This window comes from Kitasatospora gansuensis (assembly GCF_014203705.1).
In the GTDB taxonomy this organism is placed as follows: Bacteria; Actinomycetota; Actinomycetes; order Streptomycetales; family Streptomycetaceae; genus Kitasatospora; species Kitasatospora gansuensis.
In genome coordinates, this window is record NZ_JACHJR010000001.1 from 4347854 (window position 1) to 4371728 (window position 23875).

Below are 23875 nucleotides of genomic sequence, written 5' to 3' on the forward strand. Positions count from 1 at the left end.
TCCGGGAGCCGCGCGGCCGTCCGCCGTTCCGTCTTGCACGCTGTGGACCGAGTACGCCGTGGTCTGCGGCCCCGAAGGCCGGGCCGTTCGTGTTCGGTTCCCCGAGGTGGTGCGCCCCATGCCCCGTCCGCTCCTCGTCGTCCCGCTGGTGCTGGCTCTGGTCGGCGGATTCTGGCTGACCCGGGCCGCGCTGGTCCGCTGGCGCGACCTGAAGTCCGCGCAGACGTACGAACTGGTCGCCGAGCAGCGCCCGTTGCTGCTCCGCGCGGGTGGCGCGGTACTGTGCGGCATGTGTGTGACCGCGCTCACCGTGGCGGTCGCGCTGGACGGCCGCGGCGTCCGCCCGGCCCGGGCCGCCGCTGTGGCGGCGGAGCGTCCGGCGGCCCCGCCGATGGCCTCGCCGTCGGCCGAACTCCCGCCGGTGGTCACCCAGTTCGACGTGATCGGCCGGCCCGCCGGCGGTGAGCTGCTGGAGGGCGCGGTGGCCGGTCCGGACGGTCGGCCGCGCACCGTACGGGTCTGGCTGCCGGAGCGGTACCAGGCCGACCGGCAGGCCAGGTTCCCGGTGGTGGTGCTGCACGCGGGCACCGCCCGGCGGACCGCCGACGCCGAGGTGCCGGACGTCTTCGAGGGCATCGCGTCCGCCGTGAAGCTGGGCCGGGCCCGGCCGTTCGTGGTGGTCGCCCCCGAGGCGCCGACCGGCACCGAGCATCCGTGCGAGCTGGTCGCCGCCGCCCCGCAGGCGATCGCCGACGACCAGGCGCTGCGGACGGCGGTGGCCGCCGCGTTCCGTACCCTCCCGGCGGGTCCCGGCAGTTGGGGCGTGCTGGGGATCGAGGGCGGCGCGGCCTGCGCGGCCGCCGCCGGGCTGGCCAGGCCCGACCTGTACGGGGCGGCCGCCGCCGTCTCCGGCCGGTACGACGCCACCGCGCTGGCGGGCACCGGCGCCGAGGCCCCGGAGGGGACCGCCGCCAAGCTGCTGCTGGCGGCCGCGAAGAACGACGCGGACGGGCTGGACGCGGCCCGCAAGCTGCAGACCGCCCTGCACGACGGCCGGGGCCGGGCCGCCAAGGCGAACGTCCGGATCTCCGACGTGGTGCAGGACTTCGCGCCCGACCGGGAGCGGCTGCGGCTGGTCCGGGTGGCGGCGCAGTACCTGGCGGAGAGCCTGACCCGCACGGGCTGAGAGCCGGACTGGCACCGGCCGGGCCGCTACGCTCGATGCACCCTGTACCGAGCGCAGAGAGAAGCACCCATGCGAGCTGTCCGGCCGACCCGCCTCGTGCCCGCCGTCCTGGCCGCCGCGCTGCTGCTCGGGGCCTGTACCTCCGGCGGTTCGACGCCCGGACAGACCGTCTCCTCCACACCGTCCTCGGACCACGCCCCGGCCGCCGGGGTCACCCCGCTGGAGCCGCTGCCCGCCGAGATCCCGGCCGCGCTGGCCTCCTACTACGGGCAGAAGCTCGACTGGAAGACCTGCGACGGCGACTTCGACTGCACCACCTTCAAGGTGCCGCTGGACTACGCGGCCCCGGCCGGCGGGGACCTGGTGCTGACCGCGGCCCGCAAGCGCGCCGCCGGCGGCAAGGCCCGGCTGGGCTCGCTGCTGCTCAACCCGGGCGGCCCGGGCGGCTCGGCCGTGGAGTACGTCGAGGGCGTCGCGAAGGGCTACGACCCGGAGGTCAGGGGGGCGTACGACCTGGTCGGCCTCGACCCGCGCGGGGTCGGCCGGAGCTCGCCGGTGACCTGCCTGAGCGGCGACCGGATGGACGCGTACACCGCCGTCGACATCACCCCTGACGACCAGTCGGAGATCGACGCCCTGGTGGCGGCGGACCAGGAGTTCGCGGCGGGCTGCAAGCAGCGCTCCGGCGGCTTCCTCGGCCACGTCAGCACCGTCGAGTCGGCCCGCGACCTGGACGTGCTGCGGGCCCTGCTCGGCGACCAGAAGCTCAGCTACCTGGGCAAGTCGTACGGCACCTTCCTCGGTGCCACCTACGCCGGCCTGTTCCCGTCCCGGGTCGGCCGGATGGTGCTGGACGGCGCGATGGACCCGGTGCTGGACGCCCGCGCGGGCAACAAGACCCAGGCCGGCGGCTTCGACGTGGCCTGGGCCGCCTTCGCCAAGGACTGCGCCAAGCGCGAGGACTGCCCGCTCGGCCGGGACGAGCAGCAGCTCGACCAGCAGCTCGACGCCCTGTTCAAGCGGATCGACGGCGCCCCGCTCCCCACCGAGTCGAGCCGGAAGCTGACGGAGGCCCAGGCCACCACCGGCGTGATCCACGCGATGTACGCGGAGTTCCTCTGGCCGCAGCTGCGGACCGCGCTGACCACCGCGAAGGCGGGCGACGGCACGGCGCTGCTCAAGCTCTCCGACCAGTACTACGACCGGGAAGCCGACGGCAGCTACCCCAACCTGATGTTCGCCAACATGGCCGTCAACTGCCTCGACCTGCCCGCCCCGTTCGCCTCCCCGGCGGAGGCCGCGGCGGCGGTGCCGGAGTTCGAGCAGGCGTCCAGGCACTTCGGCCGGGACATGGCCTGGATGGCCCTCGCCTGCGGCTACTGGCCGGTCAAGCCGACCGGTGCCCCGCACACCATCCGCGCGGCCGGCGCCGCCCCGATCGTGGTGGTCGGCACCACCCGCGACCCGGCTACCCCCTACGCCTGGGCCCAGTCGCTGGCCGGCCAGCTGGAGTCCGGCCGGCTGCTCAGCTACGACGGCGACGGCCACACCGCGTACGGCCGCCACAACACGTGCGTCGACGGCGCGGTCAACCGCTACCTGCTCGGCGGGGACGCCCCGGCGGCGGGGACCCGCTGCGCCAAATAACGAAAGTACGATCTTCGGTCCGGTAGGTACGATGTCTGCCCGCCTGTACCCACCTGCACCTACCGCTGAAGGAATGTTTCGTGCTCGGAGTCAACGACCTGGCGACGTACGTCCTCGGCGCCCTGGTCATCGTCCTGCTGCCCGGTCCCAACTCGCTCTACGTGCTCTCGGTCGCCGCCCGCAAGGGCATCCGGACCGGCTACTCGGCCGCCGCCGGCGTGTTCGTCGGCGACTTCACGCTGATAAGCCTGACCGCCCTCGGTGCCTCCTCGCTGCTGAAGGCCAACCCGGCGGTCTTCGCCGTGGTGAAGTTCGGCGGCGCGGCCTACCTGCTCTGGATCGGCTTCGGCATGCTCCGGGCGGCCCGCCAGCTCTGGCGCGAACGGCACGCCACCGCGGCGGAGGACGCCGAGGCTCCGGCCGCCGGCGAGCGGCCGTTCCGCCGGGCCCTGGTGATCAGCCTGCTCAACCCCAAGGCCATCTTGTTTCTCTTGTCGTTCTTCACCCAGTTCGTCGACCCGACGTACGGTCAGCCGGTGCTCTCCTTCGCCCTGCTCGGTGGCATCCTGCAGACCTTCAGCGTGCTCTACCTCTCCCTGCTGATCTTCGCGGGCACCACCCTGGCCGCCGCCTTCCGCCGCCGCAAGCGCCTCTCGGCCGGCCTCACCAGCGGCGTCGCCGTCCTGTTCGCCGGCTTCGCCGCGAAGCTGGCCGTCTCCTCCGCCTGAAACGTGGGTGCGGACCACCGGTGCGCACCGTGTAGACTGGCACGCGTTGCCGACGGCGTGATCATCTCGCCGGATGCAGCGGTGCCGCCTTAGCTCAGTTGGCCAGAGCAACGCACTCGTAATGCGTAGGTCTCGGGTTCGAATCCCGAAGGCGGCTCTGTGAAGGCCCCAGGACTCACTCGCCGTGACCTGGGGCCTTTGCCATGTCCGGAGCACCGCCGCTGACCCGTCCTCAGCCGTGGCGGGGTTCCCAGCGGAAGAGGCGGCGGCCCAGGACGGCGGCGCCGGCGGTCCAGGCGGCGATGATCAGCAGGGCCGGGGCGGCGTGCTGCCAGGCGTGCAGGAGGTCGAGGGCGGGGAGTGGGGCGCCGTTCCAGGACTCGGGGCCGAAGCCGCGGCCGAACCAGGCGGTGCGGAGGGTCTCCACCACGGGGGCCATGGGGAGGTTGTGGGCGGGGGCCTGGAGCCAGTGCGGCATGGAGCTGAGGGGGGCGACCACGCCGCTGGCGAACATGCAGATCAGCAGGACCGGGGTGGCGATCATCGGGGCGGCCTCCGCGCTCGGGGTGAGGCCGGAGAGGGCCACCGCGAGGACGGCGAAGAGCAGGAAGCCGCCGGTCAGGGTGAGCAGGAAGAGCAGCGGATCGGCGGGGAGGGGTGCGTCGAACCAGATGACGGACAGTCCGCCCAGGACCAGGACCTGGAGCAGGACCACCGCGCCGGCCGCGCCGAACTGTCCGGCGAAGATGGCGGTCGGCGGGACCTCGGTGCCGCGCAGGCGCTTGAGCACCAGGTCGTCGCGCCGGGCCACCACGCCGTTCAGCAGGTTGATGAAGGACGTGACGAGGGCGAAGCCGATGAAGCCGACGGTGCTGTAGGCCGCCGCGTTCACACCGGCGATCTGCTGGTCGCGCAGCGGTGCCGCGATCACCAGGTTGAGCAGGACCGGCAGCAGGAAGCCGATGAAGGTCGAACGCCGGTTGCGCCAGAACACCCGCCAGGAGAGCAGGAATTGGCCGCGGGCGTAGGCGGGCCAGGCCAGGGTCCGGCCGGGGGCGGTGGTGGTCGGGGTGCTCATCGGGTCTCCGCCTTTTCGTGGGCCAGTTCCAGGAAGACGTCCTCCAGGGAGGCGTTGCGTGCCTCGATGCCGTCCAGTTCGACGGCCAGTTCCGCCGCCCAGCCGTGCAGGGCGGCCAGGGCGGGGGCGGTCCGGGCCACCGTGTAGAGCACGGTGCCGTCCGTGACGGTCGGCGACTCGCCCAGGACGAACGGGAGTTGGGAGACGGCGACGCCCGCGGGCAGCGGGAAGGTGATCCGGGTGCCGTGGCCGGACAGCACCTCCTCGACCGTTCCGACGGCGGCCAGCTGCCCCCGGTCCATGATGGCCACCCGGTCGGCCAACTGCTGGGCCTCCTCCAGGTAGTGGGTGGTGAGCAGGACGGTGGTGCCGGCCGCCTTGAGCTCGCTGACGAGTCGCCAGGTGGCCCGGCGGGCCTCCGGGTCCATGCCGGTGGTCGGCTCGTCCAGGAACAGCAGCTCCGGGGTGTTCAGTACGGCCAGGGCGAGGTCCAGCCGGCGCCGTTCGCCGCCGGAGAGCTGCGCCACCCTGGTGCCCGCCCGTTCGGTGAGGGCGACCCGGTCGAGGACCTCGGCGGTGGGCTGTGCGCCGGAGATGAAGGAGCGCCAGGAGTCGATGGTCTCCCGGACGGTCAGCTCCTTGAAGAAGCCGCCCTCCTGGAGCATCACGCCCGTCCGCCGCCGGACCAGCGCGCCCTGGGTGTACGGGTCGAGGCCCAGCACCCGGACGGTGCCCGAGCTCGGCGGCGAGTACCCCTCCAGTACCTCCAGGGTGGTGGTCTTGCCGGCGCCGTTGGTGCCCAGCAGGGCGAACAGTTCGCCTCGCGCGACCGTGAAGGAAATGCCCCGGACGGCTTCGTAATCGCCGTAGCTGCGACGCAGGTCGCGTACCTCTACTGCTGGTTCCCCGGGAATTCCCGGGCCCGTGTTGAGTGTCATGGGATACAGGGTGAACCGGGGGGCCTATATAAGGCAAGTGGGCGACATAAGCGCAGGTCAGAGGGTATTCAAAATGTCATGGGTGCAGGTGTGGCATTTTGCAGCGGTGAGTTTCTGACATCCCCTACTGACGCACTCCCGGGTGTCGGGTGCATAGTTTCCTCATCGCCGAAAACGAGCCGGAGAAAAAGCCGGAAAGCGAATTGGCGCCGATGGTGACCAGCCCCGCCGGGGCAGGCGCCACACCCCGAAGGGAGCCCACCATGGCCGAGAACACCACCCCCGCGAACGACCAGTTCGACATCGAGATCGAGGAGCTGGACAGCGTCAACGCCGGCATCTCCGTCAGCTCGCTGGCCTGCGCCGCCTGCCCGGTCTCGAGCTTCAGCTCGGTCTCCAACGCCGCCGCCGAGACCGCGGCCGAGTAATTCGGGTCCTGTGCCGCGGTGAGCCCGCCCTCGGGTGGGGTCACCGCGGCACCCTGCTTCCCGCCATCCCCGCCATCCCGAAGTACCCACCGACCAGCAGCGAAGGAGAGCCGGGCCCATGGAGAACCTCCGGCAGGAGCTGACGCGGTTCATCCAGCAGCCCGCCGCCCAGCAGGACCCGCCCGCGCTCTACCGCCGTCTGCTGGCCAAGGCGCCGGTGCTGGACCTCGGCCGGGTCCATGTCGTCTCGGGTTACCAGGAGATCATCACCGTCCTGATGCACCCGGGGACGGCCGTCGACCCGACCACCGTCGGTCTGCCCAGGGCCGGTTCGACCGCCCTGGCCCGGATCGTCAACCGGATGCTTCCGATGCGCGACGGCGCCGACCACACCCGGCTCAAGCGCCTCGCCACCACCGCCTTCAGCGCGCGCCGCCTGGAGCAGATGCGCGCCCGGATCGAGAGCACGGCCGCCCGGATGCTCGAACCGCTGCTCGCGGCAGGGGAGTTCGACGTGGTCGCCGACCTCGCCGTACCGCTGCCGGTGGCCGTCTCCTGCGCGATCCTGGACATCCCCGACTCCGAGCAGGAGCGCGTCACCGGCTGGGCCGGTCTGATGGCCCGTTCGCTCCTCGACGACTTCGGCAGCCAGGATGCCCCGGACGATCCGGCCCGGATCGCCGAACTGGACGCCGAGTTCGAGGAGTTCCGCGCGTACGTAGAAGAGCTGTGCGCCGCCCGCGCCGCCGATCCCGGTGACGACCTGATCAGCCGGCTCACCGTGGCCCGCGCCGACGGCCGGCTCGACGACGAGGATCTGCTCGCCTTCGTGGTGATGCTGCTGGCCAACGGGCTGGAGACGCTGACCTCCGGACTGGCGCTGGCCGTCTGGCAGTTGCTGCGCGCCCCGGACCTCGCCGAACTGATCCGAAGCCGGCCCGACCGGGCCGAAGCGGTCTTCGACGAAGCCCAGCGGCTCGGCAGCCCGGTGCGCGCCAGTGCGCGCGCCCTCACCCACGAGATCACCCTCGGCGACACCGTCGTCCCGGCCGGCCGGGTCGCTCTGCTGCTGTACGCGGCGGCCAACCGGGACCCGCGCCGCTTCGCCGACCCGGACGTCTTCGACCCGGACCGGGCCGAGACGCGTCACCTGGCCTTCGGCCACGGTCCGCACCACTGCCTGGGCGCGCCGCTCTCGCTGATGGCGGGCGCCGCCGTGCTGCGCGGCCTGGCCGAGGCGGGCCGGACGCGTGCGTTGAGTACCCCGCTGACCGAGGAGACCGTGCCGTGGAACGCGCAGTTCGTCTTCGGCGGCATGCGTGAACTGCCGCTGCGGTGCCCGCCGGTGGCGGCAGCGGACCGGTCGGCCGCCCTCGTGGGGGTGGGGCGGCCATGAGCAGCACAGCCACTAGTGAGCGGACACCGGAAAGTGGGGAGATCGTGACCGTCGCGACCAGGCCGGACGGCCCGGAGACCGAGCAGCCGACCGTCGGCACGGCGGGAGCCACCGCCGTCGCGGCGGCCCGGGCCGCCGCAGTCCTGGAACCCGGGCTGGACCGTCCGGTCGGACTGGTCGGCGCCCGGCTCCGGGCCGCCGCCGCCGCACTGCTGCTCGCGGTCGGCGCGGGCGGCGGCTGGGCGGCGTTCGGCAGCCTGCCGCACACGCTCGCGCTCCCGGCGGTGCTCGCCCACGGCACGGCCCCGGAGACGGTCCGGGCCGACCAGGCGGGCTCGCTGCTCGCCTACCAGGTCGGTACCGGAGCGGTGGTGACACAGGGTCAGGGCATCGCGTTGCTCAGGACACCGGCGGGCGATGAGCTCGTTGTCCGGGCACCGCACGCCGGCACGGTCACCGCCCTGCTGGCCACGCCCGGTGCCACGGTCGCGCCCGGAGCCGGTCTCCTCGCGCTGGACGACGCCCAACTGCCGGACACCGTACGGATCTTCGCCACCTCACTGCAGGACGCCGGGCACCTCGTGCGCGGGCGGACGGTGCTGGTGCCGGTGCCCGGGGCGGGGACGGTCCAGGCCACCATCACCGAGGTGGACTCGCTGCCGGTCCGGGCCGAGACCCTGGACGGGACGTTCACCGTGCCGCTGCCCGGTGTGCCCACCGGTGCGGCTCCGGTGTGGGTGGCCTATGCCCGGATCCAGGCTTCCGCAACGCAGTTGCGCGGTCCGGTGCCGTTGACGGTCTCGGTCGATCTGGGCGCCAGGCACCCGTACCAGGCCGTGTTCGGATCGGGGGCCGGGCGATGAGCCTCGACGTCCGGGAGACGGCGGCACCGAAGGAGGTGCACCAGGAGCGGCCGGAGCCGCCGAAGCCCGCCGCGCGCAAGGCGCCCCGCTACCTGCGGACACCCGTGGTGCCGCAAATGGAGGAGCAGGACTGCGGTGCGGCCTGCCTGGCCTCGGTACTGGGCGCGTTCGGCCGCCGGGTCACGCTCCAGGAGGCGTCCCGGTCCTGTGGGGTGAGCCGGGACGGCGTCAGCGCGGCCGCGGTCGCCAAGGCGGCCGGCCGGTACGGGGTGCTCGCCAAGGGCCGCCGGGTGGTCCGGACCGAGGAGCGGCTGCTCGGCCTGGAAAACGTGCAGGTCCCGTCGATGGTGCTGGTCACCGGCCCGCACTTCGCGATCTTCGAGGGGGTCAAGCGGGGCCGGGTGCACATCAACGACCCTTCGCTGGGCTCCTATTCGGCGACCCCGGCCGAGTTCTGGGACTCGTTCTCAGGCATCGCGGTCGGCTTCGAGCCCGGCCCGGACTTCGAGGCCGGCGGCCGACGCTTCCCGCTGCTCCGGGCGCTGGCGGCGCGGATGCGCGCGTTCGCCGGACCGCTGCTGCTGGCGGTGCTGCTCTCCGTGACGCTGGCGGTTCCTGGGGTCGCGGCGGCGTTCCTGCTGCGGGCCTATCTCCGGTCGGTGGTGATCGGCGGCACGGCGACTTGGGCGGTACCGCTCGCGCTCGCGGCGGGCGCCGTGGCGGGTACCGTACTGCTCGGTACCTGGCTCCAACAGACCCTGGTCAACCGGGTGTTGGAGGCGATGGCGGCCCGCACCTCGGCCGGCTTCCTGTGGCGGCTGCTGCGGCTGCCCGGATCGTTCTTCCACCGCCGCCAGTTGGGCGGGCTGGTCACCCGGGTGCAGATGAACGACGGTCTGGCGATGCTGCTCTCACACCGGGTCGCCTCGGCCTCGGCCTCGGCGGCGGCCGCCGCCGTGCACCTGGCGGCGCTGGTCTGGCTGGAGCCCCGGCTGGCCGTGGTCCCGGTGGCGGTGGCGGTGCTGGACGTGCTGGTGCTGCGGGTCGCGGACCGGCGGCGCGGCGGTCTGATGCACCGGCTGCACGCCGAGCAGTACAAGCGGGACGGGGTCGCCTTCGCCGGTGTGTCGGCGATCGAGACGCTGAAGGCGGAGGGGGCGGAGGACTCGTTCTTCCGGTCCTGGGCGGGCTGGCAGGCCCGGGCCATGGAGACCGGCCAGCGCGTCACCACCGCGGTGATCGTGCCGCTCTCGCTGCCCGGCGCGCTCAGCTCGGCGGCCACCGCGACCGTGGTGGTGCTCGGCAGCTCGATGCTGCTCGGCGGCTCGCTCTCGATCGGCACGCTGCTCGCCTTCCTGCTGCTGCTGAACGGATTCCTCTCGCCGGTGGGACAACTGGTCGGAGCGGCCTCGGAGTTCACCATGGCCAGGGCGCAGAACGCGCTGCTGGAGGATGTCGAGAGCACCGAGCCCGACCCGTACCTGAATCCGGTCCTGGACGCCCCGGCCGAGCCCGCACCGCGGCTCAGCGGTGAACTGGAGCTGCGCGACGTCGAGTTCGGCTACGACCCGAACCGCCCGCCCACCCTGGCCGGGATCTCGCTGCACATCCGCCCGGGGGAGTGGGTGGCGGTGATCGGCGGCAGTGGCAGCGGCAAGTCCACGATGGCCAGGCTGGCGGCCGGGGTGCTGCGCCCCTGGTCCGGCCAGGTGCTGCTGGACGGCCGGCCCCGGGACGACTGGCACCGGTCGGTGGTGACCAGTCAGGTCGCCTATGTGGAGCAGCAGTTGCGGCTCTTCGAGGGAACCGTCCGGGAGAACCTGACGCTCTGGAACCCGGCCGCCGACGAGGACGCCCTGCGGCGCGCGCTGGACGACGCCGAGGTCGCCGAACTCGTGGCCAGGCGTGGCGGACTGGACGCGGGACGGATCGACGAGGACGCCCGCAACCTCTCCGGCGGTGAGCGCCAGCGGCTCGAACTGGCCCGCGCGCTCGCCCTGGACCCGGTCCTGCTGGTGCTGGACGAGGCCACCTCCGCGCTGGACGCGCACACCGAGGCGGCGGTCAACGAGCACCTGCGGCGCCGGGGCACCACCTGCCTGGTGCTGGCCCACCGGCTGAGCACCATCCAGGCCGCCGACCGGGTGGTCGTGCTGGCCGGCGGCCGGATCGTCCAGCAGGGCACCCCCGCCGAACTCGCCGCCGTCCCGGGCCCGTACCGGACGCTGCTCGTCGAGAAGACCCAGAAGACCGAGACCGAGAAGGAGGAGAAGTCATGACCGCCACGGCCACCGCCCAGGCCAACCGCGCCGCGCTCGCCGCCGCCGTCGGCGTGCTGCACGCCGGCCGTGGCGGACGACAAGCTCACCGGGCCGCCGCCGGGCACCCGGCCGAGCAGGCCCGGGCCGCCCTGGTCGCCCTGGGCACGCTCCCCGAAGGCGCCGAACTCCCCGCCGCCGTCAGCAACTCCCGTGACCCGCTGACCGCGCTGCTGCGGTCGGCCGGGGTGCGGTACCGGCCGGTGACACTGCCGGCCGGGGCGGACGGGCACGGCGATCCGGCCGGTACGGCCGGGCCGATGGTGGGGTTCGCGGCGGAGGACGGCCGCCCGGTCGCGCTGGTGCCGAGTCCGGCGGGCGGTCACCGCCGCTACGACCCAGCCGACCCGTCGGGCCGGGGCGAGGTCGCACTGCAGGCCGGAGCGCTGCTGCTCTACCTGCCGCTGCCCTCGGGCGATCTCGGTCCGGCGGACCTGGCCAGGTTCGTGCTGAAGGTGCCGGGCGCGCGGCGCGACCTGGGACGGCTGACCGCGGCCGGTCTGGGGGCGGCGCTGCTCGGGCTGCTGGTGCCGTTGAGCGCCGGTGTGCTGATGCCGCAACTGCTGGCGGCAGACGCCCACCCGGTGCGCTGGCTGGCCCTGCTGCTGGGGTCGGCGGTACTGGCGGCCTGGCTGCTGGTGATCGTCCGGAACACGGCCGCGATCCGGCTGACCGGACGGGTGCAGAGCGCGTTGGAACCGGCTGTCTGGGACCGTCTGCTCGGTCACGACGCCCGGTTCTTCCGCGACTACACCACGGGTGACCTGGTGCACCGCGCCAACGCGGTCGCCCAGGCCAGGGCCGCGCTGTCCGAGGTACTGGTCAGCGCGGTGCTGGGGGCGGTGTTCGCCACCTCGGGACTCACCGTCCTGCTGTTGGTGGACGCCTGGCTCGGCGGGCTGCTGCTGCTCGCCGTGCTGGCGGTGACCGGGCTGCTGCTTCTGCTCGGTCGCCGCCGCCAACGCCACGAGAGCGCGGTGTTCGAGCTGCACGGACAGCTGAACGGCGTGCTGTACGGGCTGCTGCTCGGCATCGACAAGATCCAGACGGCCGGCCGGGAGATCCAGGCGTTCGCTCGCTGGGCGGTGCCGTTCGCCGCCCAGAAGCGGGCGGACGCCGCCGCTCAGCGGGCCGACGCCGCGGCCGGCGCGCTCACCGCAGGGCTGCAACCGCTGCTGCTGGCGGTCCTGTTGGCGGGCGCGGTGCTGGACGGCGGGACCCTGCCCGGCCATCTGATGGCGGCCGGTGTGGCGGCCGGTCAGGTCGCGGCGGCGCTGGGTCAGGTCACCCACGCCGCGGCCAGCGCGTACGGGATCGCACCGGTGCTCGACCGGATCCGGCCGATCCTGGCCGATGCCCAACCAGCGCAGAACGACCGTCAGTTGACCGATCCCGGTGAGCTGCGGGGCGCGGTCTCGCTGGACCGGGTGACGTTCCGCTACCCGGGGACGGCCGCACCGGTGCTGGACGGGGTGTCGTTGCACGCCGCGCCCGGCGAACTGGTGGCGGTGGTCGGCCCCTCCGGGGCCGGCAAGTCCACCCTGGTCCGGCTGCTGCTCGGCTTCGAGACGCCCGAGTCCGGCACCGTCCGCTACGACGGACAGGACCTGGCGGGGCTGGACGCCCGGCTGGTCCGGCGTCGGCTCGGCGTGGTGCTCCAGCACGGCCGCATGCTGCGCGGCTCGCTGCTGGAGAACCTGGCCGGCAGTGACCCCGAGGTGACCGAGGAGCGGATCTGGGAGGCCGCCGAACTCGCCGGTATCGCCGACGAGTTGCGCGCCCTCCCGCTCGGCCTCGGCACCCGGGTCGGGGAGGACGCCCAGGGCTTCTCCGGGGGTCAGGTGCAGCGCCTGCTGCTGGCGCGCGCCCTGGTCCGGCGGCCCGCCGTCCTGCTGCTGGACGAGGCCACCTCCGCGCTCGACAACGCGACCCAGCTGCGGGTCGCCGAAGCCGTCGCGGGCCTCGACCGCACCCGGGTGGTGATCGCCCACCGACTCAGCACCATTCGCACCGCCGACCGTATCCATGTCCTCTCCGGCGGCCGACTGACGGCCTCCGGCACCTACGACGAACTACTCGGCCACGACCCGCTGTTCACCCGACTCGCCCGACTCCAGGAGATGTGAGATGCCGCTCGACCTGCAGACCCACCGCGCCGTCGACGGTGCTTTCACCCCTAATGACGATCACGACCACCCGGCCGGGGTGCTGCTCCCCGGCCTCGCCCGGGGCGACGAACGGCTGCGCGCCGTGGTGGCCGCGGCCGCCTCGTTCGCCGACCGGGCCGAGGCCCGACCGGACGGCAGTACGGTCTTCGCCCCCGATCCGGACGAGGACCGCCGCGGCCGGAGCGCCGCGGTGGACACCTGGCTGCGCCGCGCGGCCGGTGAGCGCGGCGGCGCCGGGGCGCTGCTCGACCACCTGGCCGAGACCGGCCGGCCGCTCGGCGACGGGCTGCGCTCGGTGGTGCTGGCCGACCCCGCGAAGCTGCCCGACTGGGCCCTCGCGCTGGCCGTCTTCCTGCGCACCCTGCCGCTCGCGCCGAGCGCCGAGACCACCGCGCCCGGTGCGCTCAGTGCCGCTTTCGCCGCCGCCGCAGACGAGTTGCTCCCGTACGGCAGCGGCGGCATCCTCGGCGTCCCGGTCACCGACCGGGCCCGCGCCGACCTGGCCGGCACGCTGACCAGCCGGCTGGTCGAGGCCTGCAAGCTGGCGCTCTGCCACGAACTGCAGGCCACCACCGGCCGCCCGCGGGCCACCGACTGGGACGAGTCCGGTGACCTGGACACCTCACAGGAGGGCTGGCTGGCCCGGCTGGAGCGGCTGCCCGCGCTGGCGTACCTGGTCGGTACGGTCTGCCGCCAGTGGCAGCACGTGCAGACCGAGCTGTTCGCCCGGCTCGCGGCGGACCGCGCGCTGCTGGTCGAGCAGATGTGGGAGGGCGAGGACCCGGGCCCGCTGGACTCGGTGCGCGGTGAGGCGGGCGACCGGCACGCGGGCGGCCGCTCGGTGGCGCTGCTGTACTTCGCGGGCGGCCGGGCGGTGGTCTACAAGCCCAAGGACATGCGGCACGCCGCCGCCTACCTGGACCTGTCGCGCCGGCTGAACGAGGAACTGTCGCTGGACCTGCCGGTGCGCACCGTGCTGATCCGCAGCGACCGGGGCGACGACGGCCACGCCGCCTCGCTGACCGCGCACGTCGAGAGCGACTACGGCTGGGAGGAGCTGGTCCCGCACCGCCCCTGCGCCGACGCCGGCGGCTTCGCCCGGTTCTACCGGCGGCTCGGCATGACGATGCGTCTGGTGCAGCTGCTGGAGGGCCGCGACCTGTGGGCCGACAACCTGCTGGCGGACGGTGAGCACCCGGCGCTGATCGACCTGGAGTGCCTGCTCTACCCGCGGGTGCAGACCCCGCCGTCGATCAGCAGCGAGCAGCACGAGCTGCTGGACACGCTCGAGTCCACCGTGGTGCGGACGGCGATGGCCTTCCAGCCCTGGACCCCGGCCAAGCACGGCTCCACCCTGGACATCGGCTGCCTGTCCCGGATCGGCAGCCTGGAGGTCGCCCCGGGGGTGCCCGCCCTGCCGCTGCCGCCGTACCGGCCCGTCCACCTGGACGAGAGCGGCGCCACGGTCACCGCGGACCCGTGGGCGTACACCGAGGAGCTCACCGAGGGCTACCGCGAGATGCACCGGGTCCTGTACGGCCTGCGCGCGGAACTCGCCGATCCGGAGGGGCCGTTGGCGGGCTTCCGGGGCATCTGGGTGCGCTACATCTGGCGGCACACCTGGGACGGCTACAAGATCATCCGGGCCTCCACCAGCCCGCTCGCCCTGGACAGCGGCGCCACCCGCGAGACGGTGATCGCCGGGGCCCTGCAGGGTGCCATCACGGCGCTGGCCGGTGATCCCGGACGTGGTGACCTGCTGGAGGTGGTGCTAGCCGAGCTGGACTCCTTCCGCCAGCTCGACATCCCGTTCTTCCGCTCGCTCACCACCTCCTCGTCCGCCTTCACCGCGGACGGCCGGGAGATCCCGGGCCACTTCCGCAGCACCGGCTGGCAGCGTCTCCAGGACCGGGTCGCCGAGCTCGACGGCTTCGACCTGGACGCCCACCTCGCGGTGCTCACCGGCTGCGTGGACGCCGCCAGGTCCGGCGAGGAGCTGCCCGTCCCCGCCGCCGCGCGCACCGCCAAGGCCCGGATCCCCGGCAACGGCGAACTGCTCGACCACGCGGTGGCCATCGGCGACCAGCTGCTCGCGGACCGGCACGGCAACGGCTGGCTCGGCGAGTGCTGGTACCCCGGCAGCGGCCTGCGCCAGGTCGAGGTGCTCGGCCCGGACCTGGTCAGCGGCACGGCCGGGCTGGCCGTCCTGTTCGCCGAACTCTGGGCCGCCACCGGCGAACCGCGCTTCCACCGCGCCGCCCACCACACCATGACCGCCGCCGCCCGGCTGATCGACCCGGACGCGCCGCGGGCCTTCGCCTTCGCCTCCGACAGCCGGCTGGCCGGCGGCGCGCCCGTCCCCGGCGGCTTCGCCGGCCCCGGTGCGCTGATCCACGCGCTGGCCCGGGTCGGCACCCTGCTCGGCGAGCCCCAACTGGTCGCCTCCGCCCAGGCCCTGGTGCCCGGCACGGTCGGGGTCGCCACCCCGACGGAGGCCCGGCCGGGACGCCCGGTCCGGACGCCCAACCCGGACCTGCCGCTCGGCAGCGCCGGCCTGCTGCTCAACCTGCTCCGGCTGCGCCGGGTCACCGGCCCCGGCCACGCGCCCACCGACGACGGCATCAGGGCGCTGGCCGCCGCCGCCCTCGACCAGCTGGCGGCCGAGCCGGCCGACGGCGCCGAGGGCGAGACCGTCCACGGCTTCCACGACCTGGTCCCCACCGGCCCCGACTCGATCGCGGCCGCCCTGGCCCGCACCGTGGCCGAGGCGCCCGCCCTGCTCGCCGCCCCGGAGGCGGTCCGCGAACGGCTGCGCGGCCACCGCTTCGCCACCGCCACCCGGGCCGGCCGGCTGGCCTGCCTGGACACCGCCGTCGCGCTCGGCGCCGGCATCGTCGACCCGGCCGAACTGGCCGCCCTCACCCCGCCGGTGAGCGCCCGGCAGATCTCCGGCCGGTCCACCCGTGACCTGGTAGCCACCGCCGGTGAGGCCCTCACCGCCGCCGAGGCGGGCCTGCTGCACACCGTCCCCGAGGCACTGGACTCGCTGCTGCCCGGCCCGTTCTACGACGGCCGGGAGGCCGCCGCCCTGCTGGTCGGCGAGCTGATCGCCCGTCACGACGCCACCGGGAGCTGGTACCCCGACCGGGCCGCCGACGACCGGATCAACCTCGGCGCGCTGGACGGCTCGGCCGCGGTCGGCCTGCTGCTGCTGCGCCTGCTCGACCCCGCCACCGCCCCGCTCGCCACCCTGCGCTGACCTCCGATCGAGACTGAGGGACCGTCATGTCCGACACACCCGCGACCGAGGCCGCGATCGGCTTCAAGCACCACTACACCCCGTACGTCGTCGACGGCGAGGCCGTCTACCTGGTCTCCGAGCGCGGTGTCTCGGTGGTCGACGGCGGCCTCGCCCAGGCCCTGGCGCCGCTGCTGGACGGCACCCGGACCGCCGAGCAGATCGGCGAGGCGCTGCGCGACACGGTGCCCGCCGACAAGGTGCGGACCGCCGTCGAACGGCTCCGCGACCGGGGCTACCTGGCCAGCACGGGCCGGGTCGAGGACCCGGCCGGGGCCGCCTACTTCGAGATGGCCGGGCTGGACGGCGCCGCCGCGAGCAGCGCGCTGCGCACCTCCCGGGCCCGGGTCGAGGTGTACGGCGACCTGGACCCGCAGCCCTTCCTGACCGCGCTGGCCGCGGCCGGGGTGACGGCGGACCCGACGGCCGAGTTCACCATCGCCCTGACCGAGGACTACCTGCACCCCGGCCTGGCCGAGCGCGACCTGGAGGCCCGGGAGAGCGGGCGGCCCTGGCTGCTGGCCCGTCCGGTCGGCTCCATCGTCTGGGTCGGCCCGGTGTTCGTGCCGGGAGCGCCCGACGAGGCCGGGACCACCGGCTGCTGGGAGTGCCTGGCCCACCGGCTGTCCGCCAACCGCCAGTCGCTCAGCTACCTGCAGCACCGCCTGGGCCAGGACGGCCCGATCTCCACCGCCGGCGCCCAGTTGGCGCCCTCGCTCGGCACCGGCGCCCAGCTCGCCGCCCTGGAGGCGGCCAAGTGGCTGGCCGGGGTGCGCCCCGCCGAGGCGGTCGTGCTCACCCTGGACACCGTGCTGCTGGAGACCGAACGGCACCGCCTGATCCGCCGTCCGCAGTGCCCGGCCTGCGGCGACGACGGACTGCTGGCTGAGCGTCAGCTGAGGCCGGTCCGGTTCGAGAGCCGCCCCAAGGCGTACACCGCCGACGGCGGCCACCGCTCCTCCTCGCCGGAGGACATGCTGGACAAGTACAAGCCCCAACTCTCGCCGGTGACCGGCGTGGTGACCTCCCTGGTACCGGCCGGCCGCACCCCCACCGGGCTGCGGGTGTACGTCTCCGGGCAGAACCTCTCCCGGCGCAGCGGCGACCTGCGCCAGCTCAGGACCGGGTTGCGCTCGGTGAGCTGCGGCAAGGGCCGGACCGACGTGCAGGCGAGGGCCAGCGCGCTCGGCGAGGCGATGGAGCGCTACTCCGGCGTCTTCCAGGGTGACGAGGCCCGCCGCACCGCCAGCTTCACCGAACTGGGCGATGCCGCGATCCACCCGGCCGACTCGCTGCTCTACAGCGAGCGCCAGTTCGCCGAGCGGGGCCGCTGGAACGACAAGCCGTCGATGTTCAACACCGTCCCCGAGCGGTTCCGCGAGGACGACGAGATCGAGTGGTCGCCGGCCTGGTCGCTGACCGAGCAGCGCACCCGCTGGCTGCCCACCATGGCGCTGTACTACGGCTACCGGCACCGCGACGGCTTCTTCGCGGCCGGTGACTCCAACGGCTGCGCGGCCGGCACCTCCTTCGAGGACGCCACCCTGCAGGGCTTCCTGGAGCTGGTCGAGCGGGACGCGGTCGCGCTCTGGTGGTACAACCGGGTCCAGCGGCCGGCCATCGACCTGGACGCCTTCGGGGATCCGTACATCGGTGAACTCCGGGAGATCTACCGGGGGTTGAACCGCGAGATCTGGGCGCTCGACCTGACCACGGACTTCGGCATCCCGGTGGTCGGCGCCTTCTCCCGCCGGACCGACAAGCCGGCCGAGGACGTGCTGATCGCCTTCGGGGCGCACCTCGACCCGCACATCGCGCTCACCCGGGCGCTCACCGAGATGAACCAGTTCCTCGGCCCGGTCGCGGGCGACGCGGACGGCAACGTGGACTACGCGGGCGCCGACCGCGAGCAGAAGGAGTGGTGGACCACCGCGACGGTGGCCAACCAGCCCTACCTGCTGCCCGACCCCGCCGCCCCCGCGGCCGGCCCGTCCCGCTGGACGAAGCTGGCCGGTGACGACCTCGCCGAGGACCTGGCCCTGGTCCAACGCCTGGTCGAGGAACGGGGCATGGAGTTCCTGGTGCTCGATCAGACCCGCCCCGACATCGGTCTGCCGGTGGCCAAGGTGATCGTCCCCGGTATGCGGCACTTCTGGGCCAGGTTCGCGCCCGGCCGGCTGTACGACGTGCCGGTGGCGCTGGGCTGGCTGGACAAGCCCACGCCGGAGGAGGAGCTCAACCCGATCCCGATCTTCATCTGACGAACCGCCGGGCCGCCGCCCTCGCGGCGGCGGCCCGTCCAGCCCGGAAAGAGGTTTTCCATGACCGTGACCGAACAGCTGCACCCCGACCTCACCGCCGAGGGCGGGACGCCGCGCACGCTGCTGCGGCTGCGCCCGGAGGTGGAGGTCACCGCGCAGGGCGACGACCTGGAGCTCAGCCACCCGTGGGGCCGGCAGCGCGTGCACGCGCTCGGCGCCGAAACCGTCCAGCGGCTCGCCGCACTGACCCGGACCCATCTCGACGTCGACGAACTCGCCGACGGTGGCAGGCTGTTCCACCTGCTGAGCCGGTTCCCGTACCTGGTCACCACGACCATCGCCGACCCGCTCGGCGAGCCGATGGCCACCGCCGTGCCGATCGCCCGGGCGGCCGGCCTGCCGGGCCTGGTCCGGGCACCCGCCTCGGTGGTGCTGTCCCGCTTCGCCTACCTGCGCCGACTGCCGGAGGAGCACGCCGGGGCGTGCGTGCTGGAGTCGCCGATGGCGCCGTTCCGGCTGACCCTGCATCAGCCGGCGGCGGGGGCCTTCGTCGCGGCGGTGACCGCCTCCCGTTCGGTGGCCGAGGCGGCCATGCTGGCCGGGATCAGCGGGCCGGCCGGGCAGGCGCTGGCCGGACTGCTGGCCGGGGCCGGATTCCTGGACGACGGCGCGACCGGCGAGCCGCCGCTCTGGGACTTCCACGACCTGCTGTTCCACGCCCGCAGCCGCCCGGGCCGGCACGACTACCCGAGCGGGGGCGTCTTCGCCCACACCGACATCGCCCAACTGCCCGCGATCCCGGGTCTGGGGGCCCGGGAGGACGGCACCGGGATCGACCTGCCGGTCCCGGACTGGGACGAGGTGCTGGCCCGTGACCCGGTCCTCAGCGAGGTGCTCGAGGGCCGCCGCTCGGTCCGTACGTACGCCGAAACCCCGGTCACCCTGGCCCAGTTGGGCGAACTGCTGTACCGGGTGGCCCGGGTCCGCCGGATCGTGCCGGGCGACCCGTCCGACCCGCACGGCTACGACATCGTGGACCGCCCCTACCCGGCCGGCGGCGCGACCGGCGAACTGGAGGTCTACCTCTCGGTGGTCCGCTGCGACGGCCTGGTGCCGGGCGTCTACCGCTACGACGCGGCGGCCCACCGCCTGCGACCCCGGCCGTTCGCCGGCGCGGCGGACGAGGCGGCGTTCCGCGAACTGATGACGGCGGCCTGGCGGGCCACCGGCTGCTCGGTGGACCCACAGGTGCTGCTCACCGTCACCTCCCGGTTCGGGCGGCTGTCCTGGAAGTACAGCCAGATCGCGTACGCGCTGACGCTCAAGCACGTCGGCGTGGTCTACCAGACGCTGTACCTGGTGGCGACCGCGATGGGTCTGGCGCCGTGCGGCCTCGGCTCGGGCGACACCGACGCGGCGGCCCGGGCCCTCGGCCTGGACTGGACGGCGGAGTCCTCGGTCGGCGAATTCCTGATCGGCAGCCGCCCGGCCGACGTCCCGCGCACCGCCCACGGCTTCAACGACATCGTGGCGTCCACCCGGGGGGCTTAAGGAACTGACGTTCGGAAGGCAGGGGCTCGGGGAACTGCGACGCCGACCCTTGCAAGGTGATCCGTGCGTAAATGGCCAGGCACTTTCGCAGTGACCCGAACGCCAGATCTCCTCGCAGTTCCCCGAGCCCCTGGATAGTGCAACTGAGCGCCCTGCAAAAGCCCTTGGACATGCCTGTGCCCCGCCGTGGAGTGGCGGGGCACAGGCATGTCCAGTTGGGTCGGCTCAGAGCCACCCGTGTTCGCGGGCGATCCGGATCGCGTCGCAGCGGTTCCGCCCGTGGGTCTTGGCGATCGCGGCCGAGACGTAGTTGCGCACCGTGCCGGGAGAGAGCGAGAGCGCGGCCGCGACCTCGTTGATGGTCGCCCCCTCGGCCACGTGGCCGAGCACCGTGAGCTCGCGCGGGGTGAGCGGCATCGCGGCGGGCCGCACCACGTCTGCCACCAGCCGGGGGTCGTACACCCGTCCGCCCCGGGCGAGTTCGCGGACCGCCGAGATCAGCGCGCCCGGCGGCACGTCCTTGAGCAGCACCCCGGCGACACCGTCGGCGACCGCACGCTGCAGGTCGGTGGAGCGTGGCACCGCGATCAGCAGCAGCACGGCGGTGGCCGGTGCGTGGTCGCGGATCAGGGCGGCGGTGGCGGGTCCGCCGGGTCCGGGCAGATCCGGGTCGAGGACGGCGACGGTCGGCCTGGTCCGGGCGGCCTCGGCGGCGGCCTCCTCGGCGGTGGTCGACTCGGCGACCACGGCGATGTCGGTCTCCCGGTCGAGCAGGGCGCCGAGCCCCGAACGGAACAGGTGGTGTCCGTCGGCGAGCAGGACGCTCACGGTGGGGGTCCCGGCGGTGGTGGCCGGGGCCGAACGGTACGGGGGGTGGTCCAGGAGGGTGATCATCCGGCTACCTCGGTGGCGTTGAAGTGTCGGGCGAACAGGCGGGCAAGCCAGGTGCGGGGGTCGGAGGGCTCAGCCCCAGCCCCAGGTGTCCTGCGGGCCGGTGGGCAGCGGGGACGGGACGGCGGTGGCGGCGGGAGCGGGCGGCGGGGTGGGCAGACCGGTGGTGACGCTGTTGGTCGCGGCCAGGTCACCGGGGGCTCCGTCGGCCGTCAGGACGACGGAGGCCGGGGCGGGGGAGGCCAGCTGGACGGTGGCGGCGGTACCGGTCAGGACGCTGAAACCGAGGGCGACAATCGTGATAAAACGGACCTTCTGCGTCATGGGGGTGCCCGATCCTCTCGCATTTCGACTGAACCCCCGGGCTGCTTCCGGGGATCGAGGTGTGCGGCCGGCGGTCCGTACCGGGCCCCTGAGGGGCTGCTGTCCCGGTGTTTCGGTCCGTCGTTCTTGCCGACACCATGAGATTGGCGGTCCGGGGTGGTCCCTGTCAGCACTCGGAGCTGGCACCAGAGTGCCGTGACACCCTGAGGCCAGCTCCGGTCACTTGGTGCCAGGGCGGCCGAACCGGCCCTGACCTGCCCGGATGCGGGTCAGGGGTGGCTGGGCAGCTCGAGCAGGCCGAGCGCGAGCCGGGAGTCGACCTCGCAGTGCAGAAGGTGCCAGCCGCTCAGCACGCCGCCGGCGCTGGTCAGTTCGTGCCACGCGTCGCGCAGCCCGTCCTCGGCGTCCAGCAGGTTGCCGGCCGCCACGAACACCACGGCGTCCAGCTCCTGCGGCGTCACCCGGATCCGCGCGTGGCTGAGCCGGGCCGGCCCCTGGAGCCCGCGCTCCAGGCCGTCCCGCACCACCGGTGCCACCGGAGGGCCGGCCGGGCGGCCGCTCGTCTCCAGATGGGCGCGAATCGCGTACACACCTGCAAGCCTGCGGCACCGAAAGCTCGCCGACCGGCAGTTTGCGGTGGCATCTCTCCGCCTGGCAGCAACATGTCGCGGGTCCCGGACGCGGTACGGCGGATTCCGCTATCTGACGCCCCGTTCGGTGCCCGCTCCTTCACGGTTCGTCCATCGGACCACCGCGATTGTCCGTAAGACTGTTCTATGTTCCTTCTCGTGACGGTACGCTGACCGCCTGTCAGGGACGGCCTGCAGGACGACCGGTTCGATATCCGGTCCACGGGGAGGGTGTGATGTGTTCCGCACTTCTGGTGACGGGGCGTTGACCGAGTCGCAGCCGATGGGTCTCGACCCGTTCGGCGAGGCGGTCTACCGGACGATGCTGCTCCACCCCGAGTTGGACACCCAGGGCATCGCCGACCGGCTGGAGGCGCGCGAGCCCGAGGTCAGGGCGGCGCTCGACCATCTGGCCGACCTGGCGCTCACCCGGCCCACCGGGGCCGAGGACCGCTGGCGCGCCGTCAATCCCGAACTCGGGCTGGCGACGCTGCTCGCCCGGCAGGAGGCCGAGGCGGCCCGCCGCCAGCAGGAGATCGAGCGCAGCCGCGCCGCGATGGCCGGGCTGATCGCCGAGTACGCGAGCGTACGGGCCCCCAGCACCCAGTCGGGGGTCGAGCTGATCGTCGACCTCGGCGAGGTCCGCGGCCGGCTGATCCAGCTCGCCTCCGACGCCGCCGTCGAGGTGCTCGCGCTCGCCCCCGGCGGCCCGCAGCCGTTACAGGTGATGGAGGCCAGCCGCGCGCTGGACCAGGAGACCCTGGAGCGCGGCGTCCGGATGCGCACCATCTACCAGGACAGCGTCCGCAACGACCCCGCCACCGTGCAGTACGCCCGCTGGCTGCACGGTCTGGGCGGTGCCGTCCGTACGACGCCCACGCTGCCGCTGCGGATGATCCTGGTCGACAACGCCACCGCGATCGTCCCGATCGACCCGGAGGATCCGCGCAAGGGCGCCGTGCTGCTGCACAGCCCCGGCGTGATCGCCGCGCTGCGGGCCCTCTTCGAGCAACTCTGGGACCAGGCCCGCACCTTGGGCGAGACCGTGCAGCGCGACCCGCACGGGCTCACCGCGCAGGAGCGGGAGCTGCTCCGGCTGCTCGCCGAGGGTCTCACCGACGAGCGGGCCGGTCAGCGGCTCGGCGTCTCGCTGCGCACCGTCCGCCGGATGATGGCCGACCTGATGGTGCGGGTGGACGCCCGCAGCCGCTTCCAGGCCGGCATCCAGGTGGCCGCGCTCGGCTGGCTCGGCGAGACCACCGCGCGCTGAATCCCGGTCGCCGCCCGCCTGCCGCGCGGCACATGGGCCGGTGACTGCCGCCGTCGGATGAGTGGGTGCTGATCCCGGACATGAAGGTGGGGTCAGGACTGCCGGGATCACGCACTGCGGAGGGGATCCCCTCGCTGCCACGCTGAGCCCGGCGGCGCAGCAGCGTCGGCAGCGGGGTTCTGCAGAGGCGGGCGACAGCACGTGGGTGGGTTTTTGGGGGCGGTCACGGGATACCCCACCGTGCTCTTCACCTTTGCGCTGGCGGTCGTGGTGGCGTACTGGGTGGTGGTGCTGGTCGGGGGGCTGCACTTTCACGGAGGCCACGGCGGGGGCCACGGTGCGCACGGGGGCCACGGTGCGCACGGCGGGGGCCGTGCGGGCCACGGGGGTCGTGGTGGGCGCGGGGGCCACCACGGCCACGGGGGAGTGCAGAAGGTACTGGGCCTGGGCGGGGTGCCGATCACGGTGGGGGTCTCGCTGGTGGTCGCCTTCGGCTGGTTCGGTGCGCTGGTCGGCCGGGCCGTCCTCGGGGACCGGGCGGCTGGGGTCGTGCTGCCGTTGGCGCTGGTCACCGGGTGGGTGGGGGCGCGGGTCCTGGCGTGGCCGGTGCGGCGGTTGATACCGACCCCGGCCCCGCCGCCCACCCGGCAGGACTTCGTCGGCCGGGCCTGCGTGATCCGCACCGGTCGGGTCGGCCCCGACTTCGGGCAGGCCGAGGTCCGTGCCGCCGACGGCTCCGCCGCGCTGGTGCAGGTCCGGCAGAGCGTCGCGGAAGCGGGGGGCCCGGGAAGCGGGCTGACGGCGGGTGTGTCCGCGCTTATCTACGACTACGACGCGGCCGGCGAGTTCTTCCGCGTGATGCCCGAGGTCGTGCCCGGCCTGCCTGTCATCGACTGATCCG

The 23875-nt window shown here is 73.8% G+C and carries 18 protein-coding genes and 1 tRNA gene; 14 read left to right on the forward strand and 5 right to left on the reverse strand.

Annotation, left to right across the window (positions count from 1 at the left end):
* The first annotated feature begins 118 nt into the window (after positions 1-118).
* The 4 genes from F4556_RS19280 (at position 119) to F4556_RS19295 (ending at position 3718) form a co-directional block, all read left to right on the forward strand.
* Positions 119-1186 (forward strand): alpha/beta hydrolase, encoded by a 1068-nt coding sequence (locus F4556_RS19280; protein ID WP_184917686.1) that lies wholly within the window; start codon positions 119-121, stop codon positions 1184-1186.
* A gap of 69 nt (positions 1187-1255) precedes the next feature.
* Complete coding sequence (locus F4556_RS19285) at positions 1256-2833, forward strand: alpha/beta hydrolase (protein WP_184917689.1); 1578 nt, start codon at positions 1256-1258, stop codon at positions 2831-2833.
* A gap of 80 nt (positions 2834-2913) precedes the next feature.
* Positions 2914-3561, forward strand: a complete 648-nt coding sequence (leuE, locus tag F4556_RS19290; protein WP_184917692.1) for a leucine efflux protein LeuE — start codon at positions 2914-2916, stop codon at positions 3559-3561.
* Between the two features lie 83 nt (positions 3562-3644).
* A tRNA-Thr gene (locus tag F4556_RS19295) sits at positions 3645-3718 on the forward strand.
* A gap of 75 nt (positions 3719-3793) precedes the next feature.
* Here the strand turns inward: F4556_RS19295 and F4556_RS19300 are convergent.
* Together F4556_RS19300 and F4556_RS19305 are read right to left on the reverse strand one after the other, a co-directional pair.
* Positions 3794-4639 (reverse strand): ABC transporter permease, encoded by an 846-nt coding sequence (locus F4556_RS19300; protein ID WP_184917695.1) that lies wholly within the window; start codon positions 4637-4639, stop codon positions 3794-3796.
* Positions 4636-5577, reverse strand: a complete 942-nt coding sequence (locus tag F4556_RS19305; protein WP_184917698.1) for an ABC transporter ATP-binding protein — start codon at positions 5575-5577, stop codon at positions 4636-4638. The genes F4556_RS19300 and F4556_RS19305 overlap by 4 nt, the downstream gene beginning before the upstream one ends.
* Positions 5578-5840: 263 nt before the next feature.
* On the opposite strand from F4556_RS19305, the gene F4556_RS19310 reads away from it, so the two are divergent.
* The 8 genes from F4556_RS19310 to F4556_RS19345 all read left to right on the forward strand — a co-directional run bounded on the left by F4556_RS19310 (position 5841) and on the right by F4556_RS19345 (position 19860).
* Complete coding sequence (locus tag F4556_RS19310; protein WP_184917700.1) at positions 5841-6005, forward strand: hypothetical protein; 165 nt, start codon at positions 5841-5843, stop codon at positions 6003-6005.
* 118 nt (positions 6006-6123) lie between these two features.
* Positions 6124-7401, forward strand: coding sequence for a cytochrome P450 (locus F4556_RS19315; protein WP_184917703.1), 1278 nt, complete (start codon positions 6124-6126; stop codon positions 7399-7401).
* 44 nt (positions 7402-7445) lie between these two features.
* Positions 7446-8264, forward strand: coding sequence for a biotin/lipoyl attachment domain-containing protein (locus F4556_RS19320; RefSeq protein WP_184917706.1), 819 nt, complete (start codon positions 7446-7448; stop codon positions 8262-8264).
* On the forward strand, positions 8261-10543 hold the full coding sequence (locus F4556_RS19325) for an ATP-binding cassette domain-containing protein (RefSeq protein ID WP_184917709.1): 2283 nt from the start codon (positions 8261-8263) through the stop codon (positions 10541-10543). The genes F4556_RS19320 and F4556_RS19325 overlap by 4 nt, the downstream gene beginning before the upstream one ends.
* Positions 10540-12708 carry an ATP-binding cassette domain-containing protein gene (locus F4556_RS19330; protein ID WP_184917712.1) on the forward strand — a complete coding sequence of 723 codons (2169 nt, stop codon included), beginning with the start codon at positions 10540-10542 and terminating at the stop codon, positions 12706-12708. Before F4556_RS19325 ends, F4556_RS19330 begins: the two co-directional genes overlap by 4 nt.
* Before the next feature lies 1 nt (position 12709).
* Entirely contained in the window at positions 12710-16009 is a 3300-nt protein-coding gene (locus F4556_RS19335) for a type 2 lanthipeptide synthetase LanM (RefSeq protein WP_184917715.1), read from the forward strand.
* Positions 16010-16035: 26 nt separating this feature from the next.
* Positions 16036-18309 carry a TOMM precursor leader peptide-binding protein gene (locus tag F4556_RS19340; protein ID WP_184917718.1) on the forward strand — a complete coding sequence of 758 codons (2274 nt, stop codon included), beginning with the start codon at positions 16036-16038 and terminating at the stop codon, positions 18307-18309.
* Between the two features lie 60 nt (positions 18310-18369).
* Positions 18370-19860: a SagB/ThcOx family dehydrogenase gene (locus F4556_RS19345; RefSeq protein ID WP_184917721.1), complete on the forward strand. Its 1491-nt coding sequence runs from the start codon at positions 18370-18372 to the stop codon at positions 19858-19860.
* A 225-nt stretch (positions 19861-20085) separates the two neighbouring features.
* Here F4556_RS19345 and F4556_RS19350 read toward each other — a convergent pair whose 3' ends face one another.
* The 3 genes from F4556_RS19350 to F4556_RS19360 all read right to left on the reverse strand — a co-directional run bounded on the left by F4556_RS19350 (position 20086) and on the right by F4556_RS19360 (position 21665).
* Positions 20086-20754 (reverse strand): response regulator transcription factor, encoded by a 669-nt coding sequence (locus F4556_RS19350; protein WP_184917724.1) that lies wholly within the window; start codon positions 20752-20754, stop codon positions 20086-20088.
* A 69-nt stretch (positions 20755-20823) separates the two neighbouring features.
* Positions 20824-21075 (reverse strand): hypothetical protein, encoded by a 252-nt coding sequence (locus tag F4556_RS19355; protein ID WP_184917727.1) that lies wholly within the window; start codon positions 21073-21075, stop codon positions 20824-20826.
* Positions 21076-21344: 269 nt separating this feature from the next.
* Entirely contained in the window at positions 21345-21665 is a 321-nt protein-coding gene (locus tag F4556_RS19360; protein ID WP_184917745.1) for a hypothetical protein, read from the reverse strand.
* Between the two features lie 277 nt (positions 21666-21942).
* Between F4556_RS19360 and F4556_RS19365 the strand changes: the two genes are divergently transcribed.
* Positions 21943-22974, forward strand: a complete 1032-nt coding sequence (locus F4556_RS19365) for a LuxR C-terminal-related transcriptional regulator (RefSeq protein WP_313068360.1) — start codon at positions 21943-21945, stop codon at positions 22972-22974.
* A 426-nt stretch (positions 22975-23400) separates the two neighbouring features.
* Complete coding sequence (locus tag F4556_RS19370) at positions 23401-23871, forward strand: hypothetical protein (protein ID WP_246511048.1); 471 nt, start codon at positions 23401-23403, stop codon at positions 23869-23871.
* Positions 23872-23875: the final 4 nt, after the last annotated feature.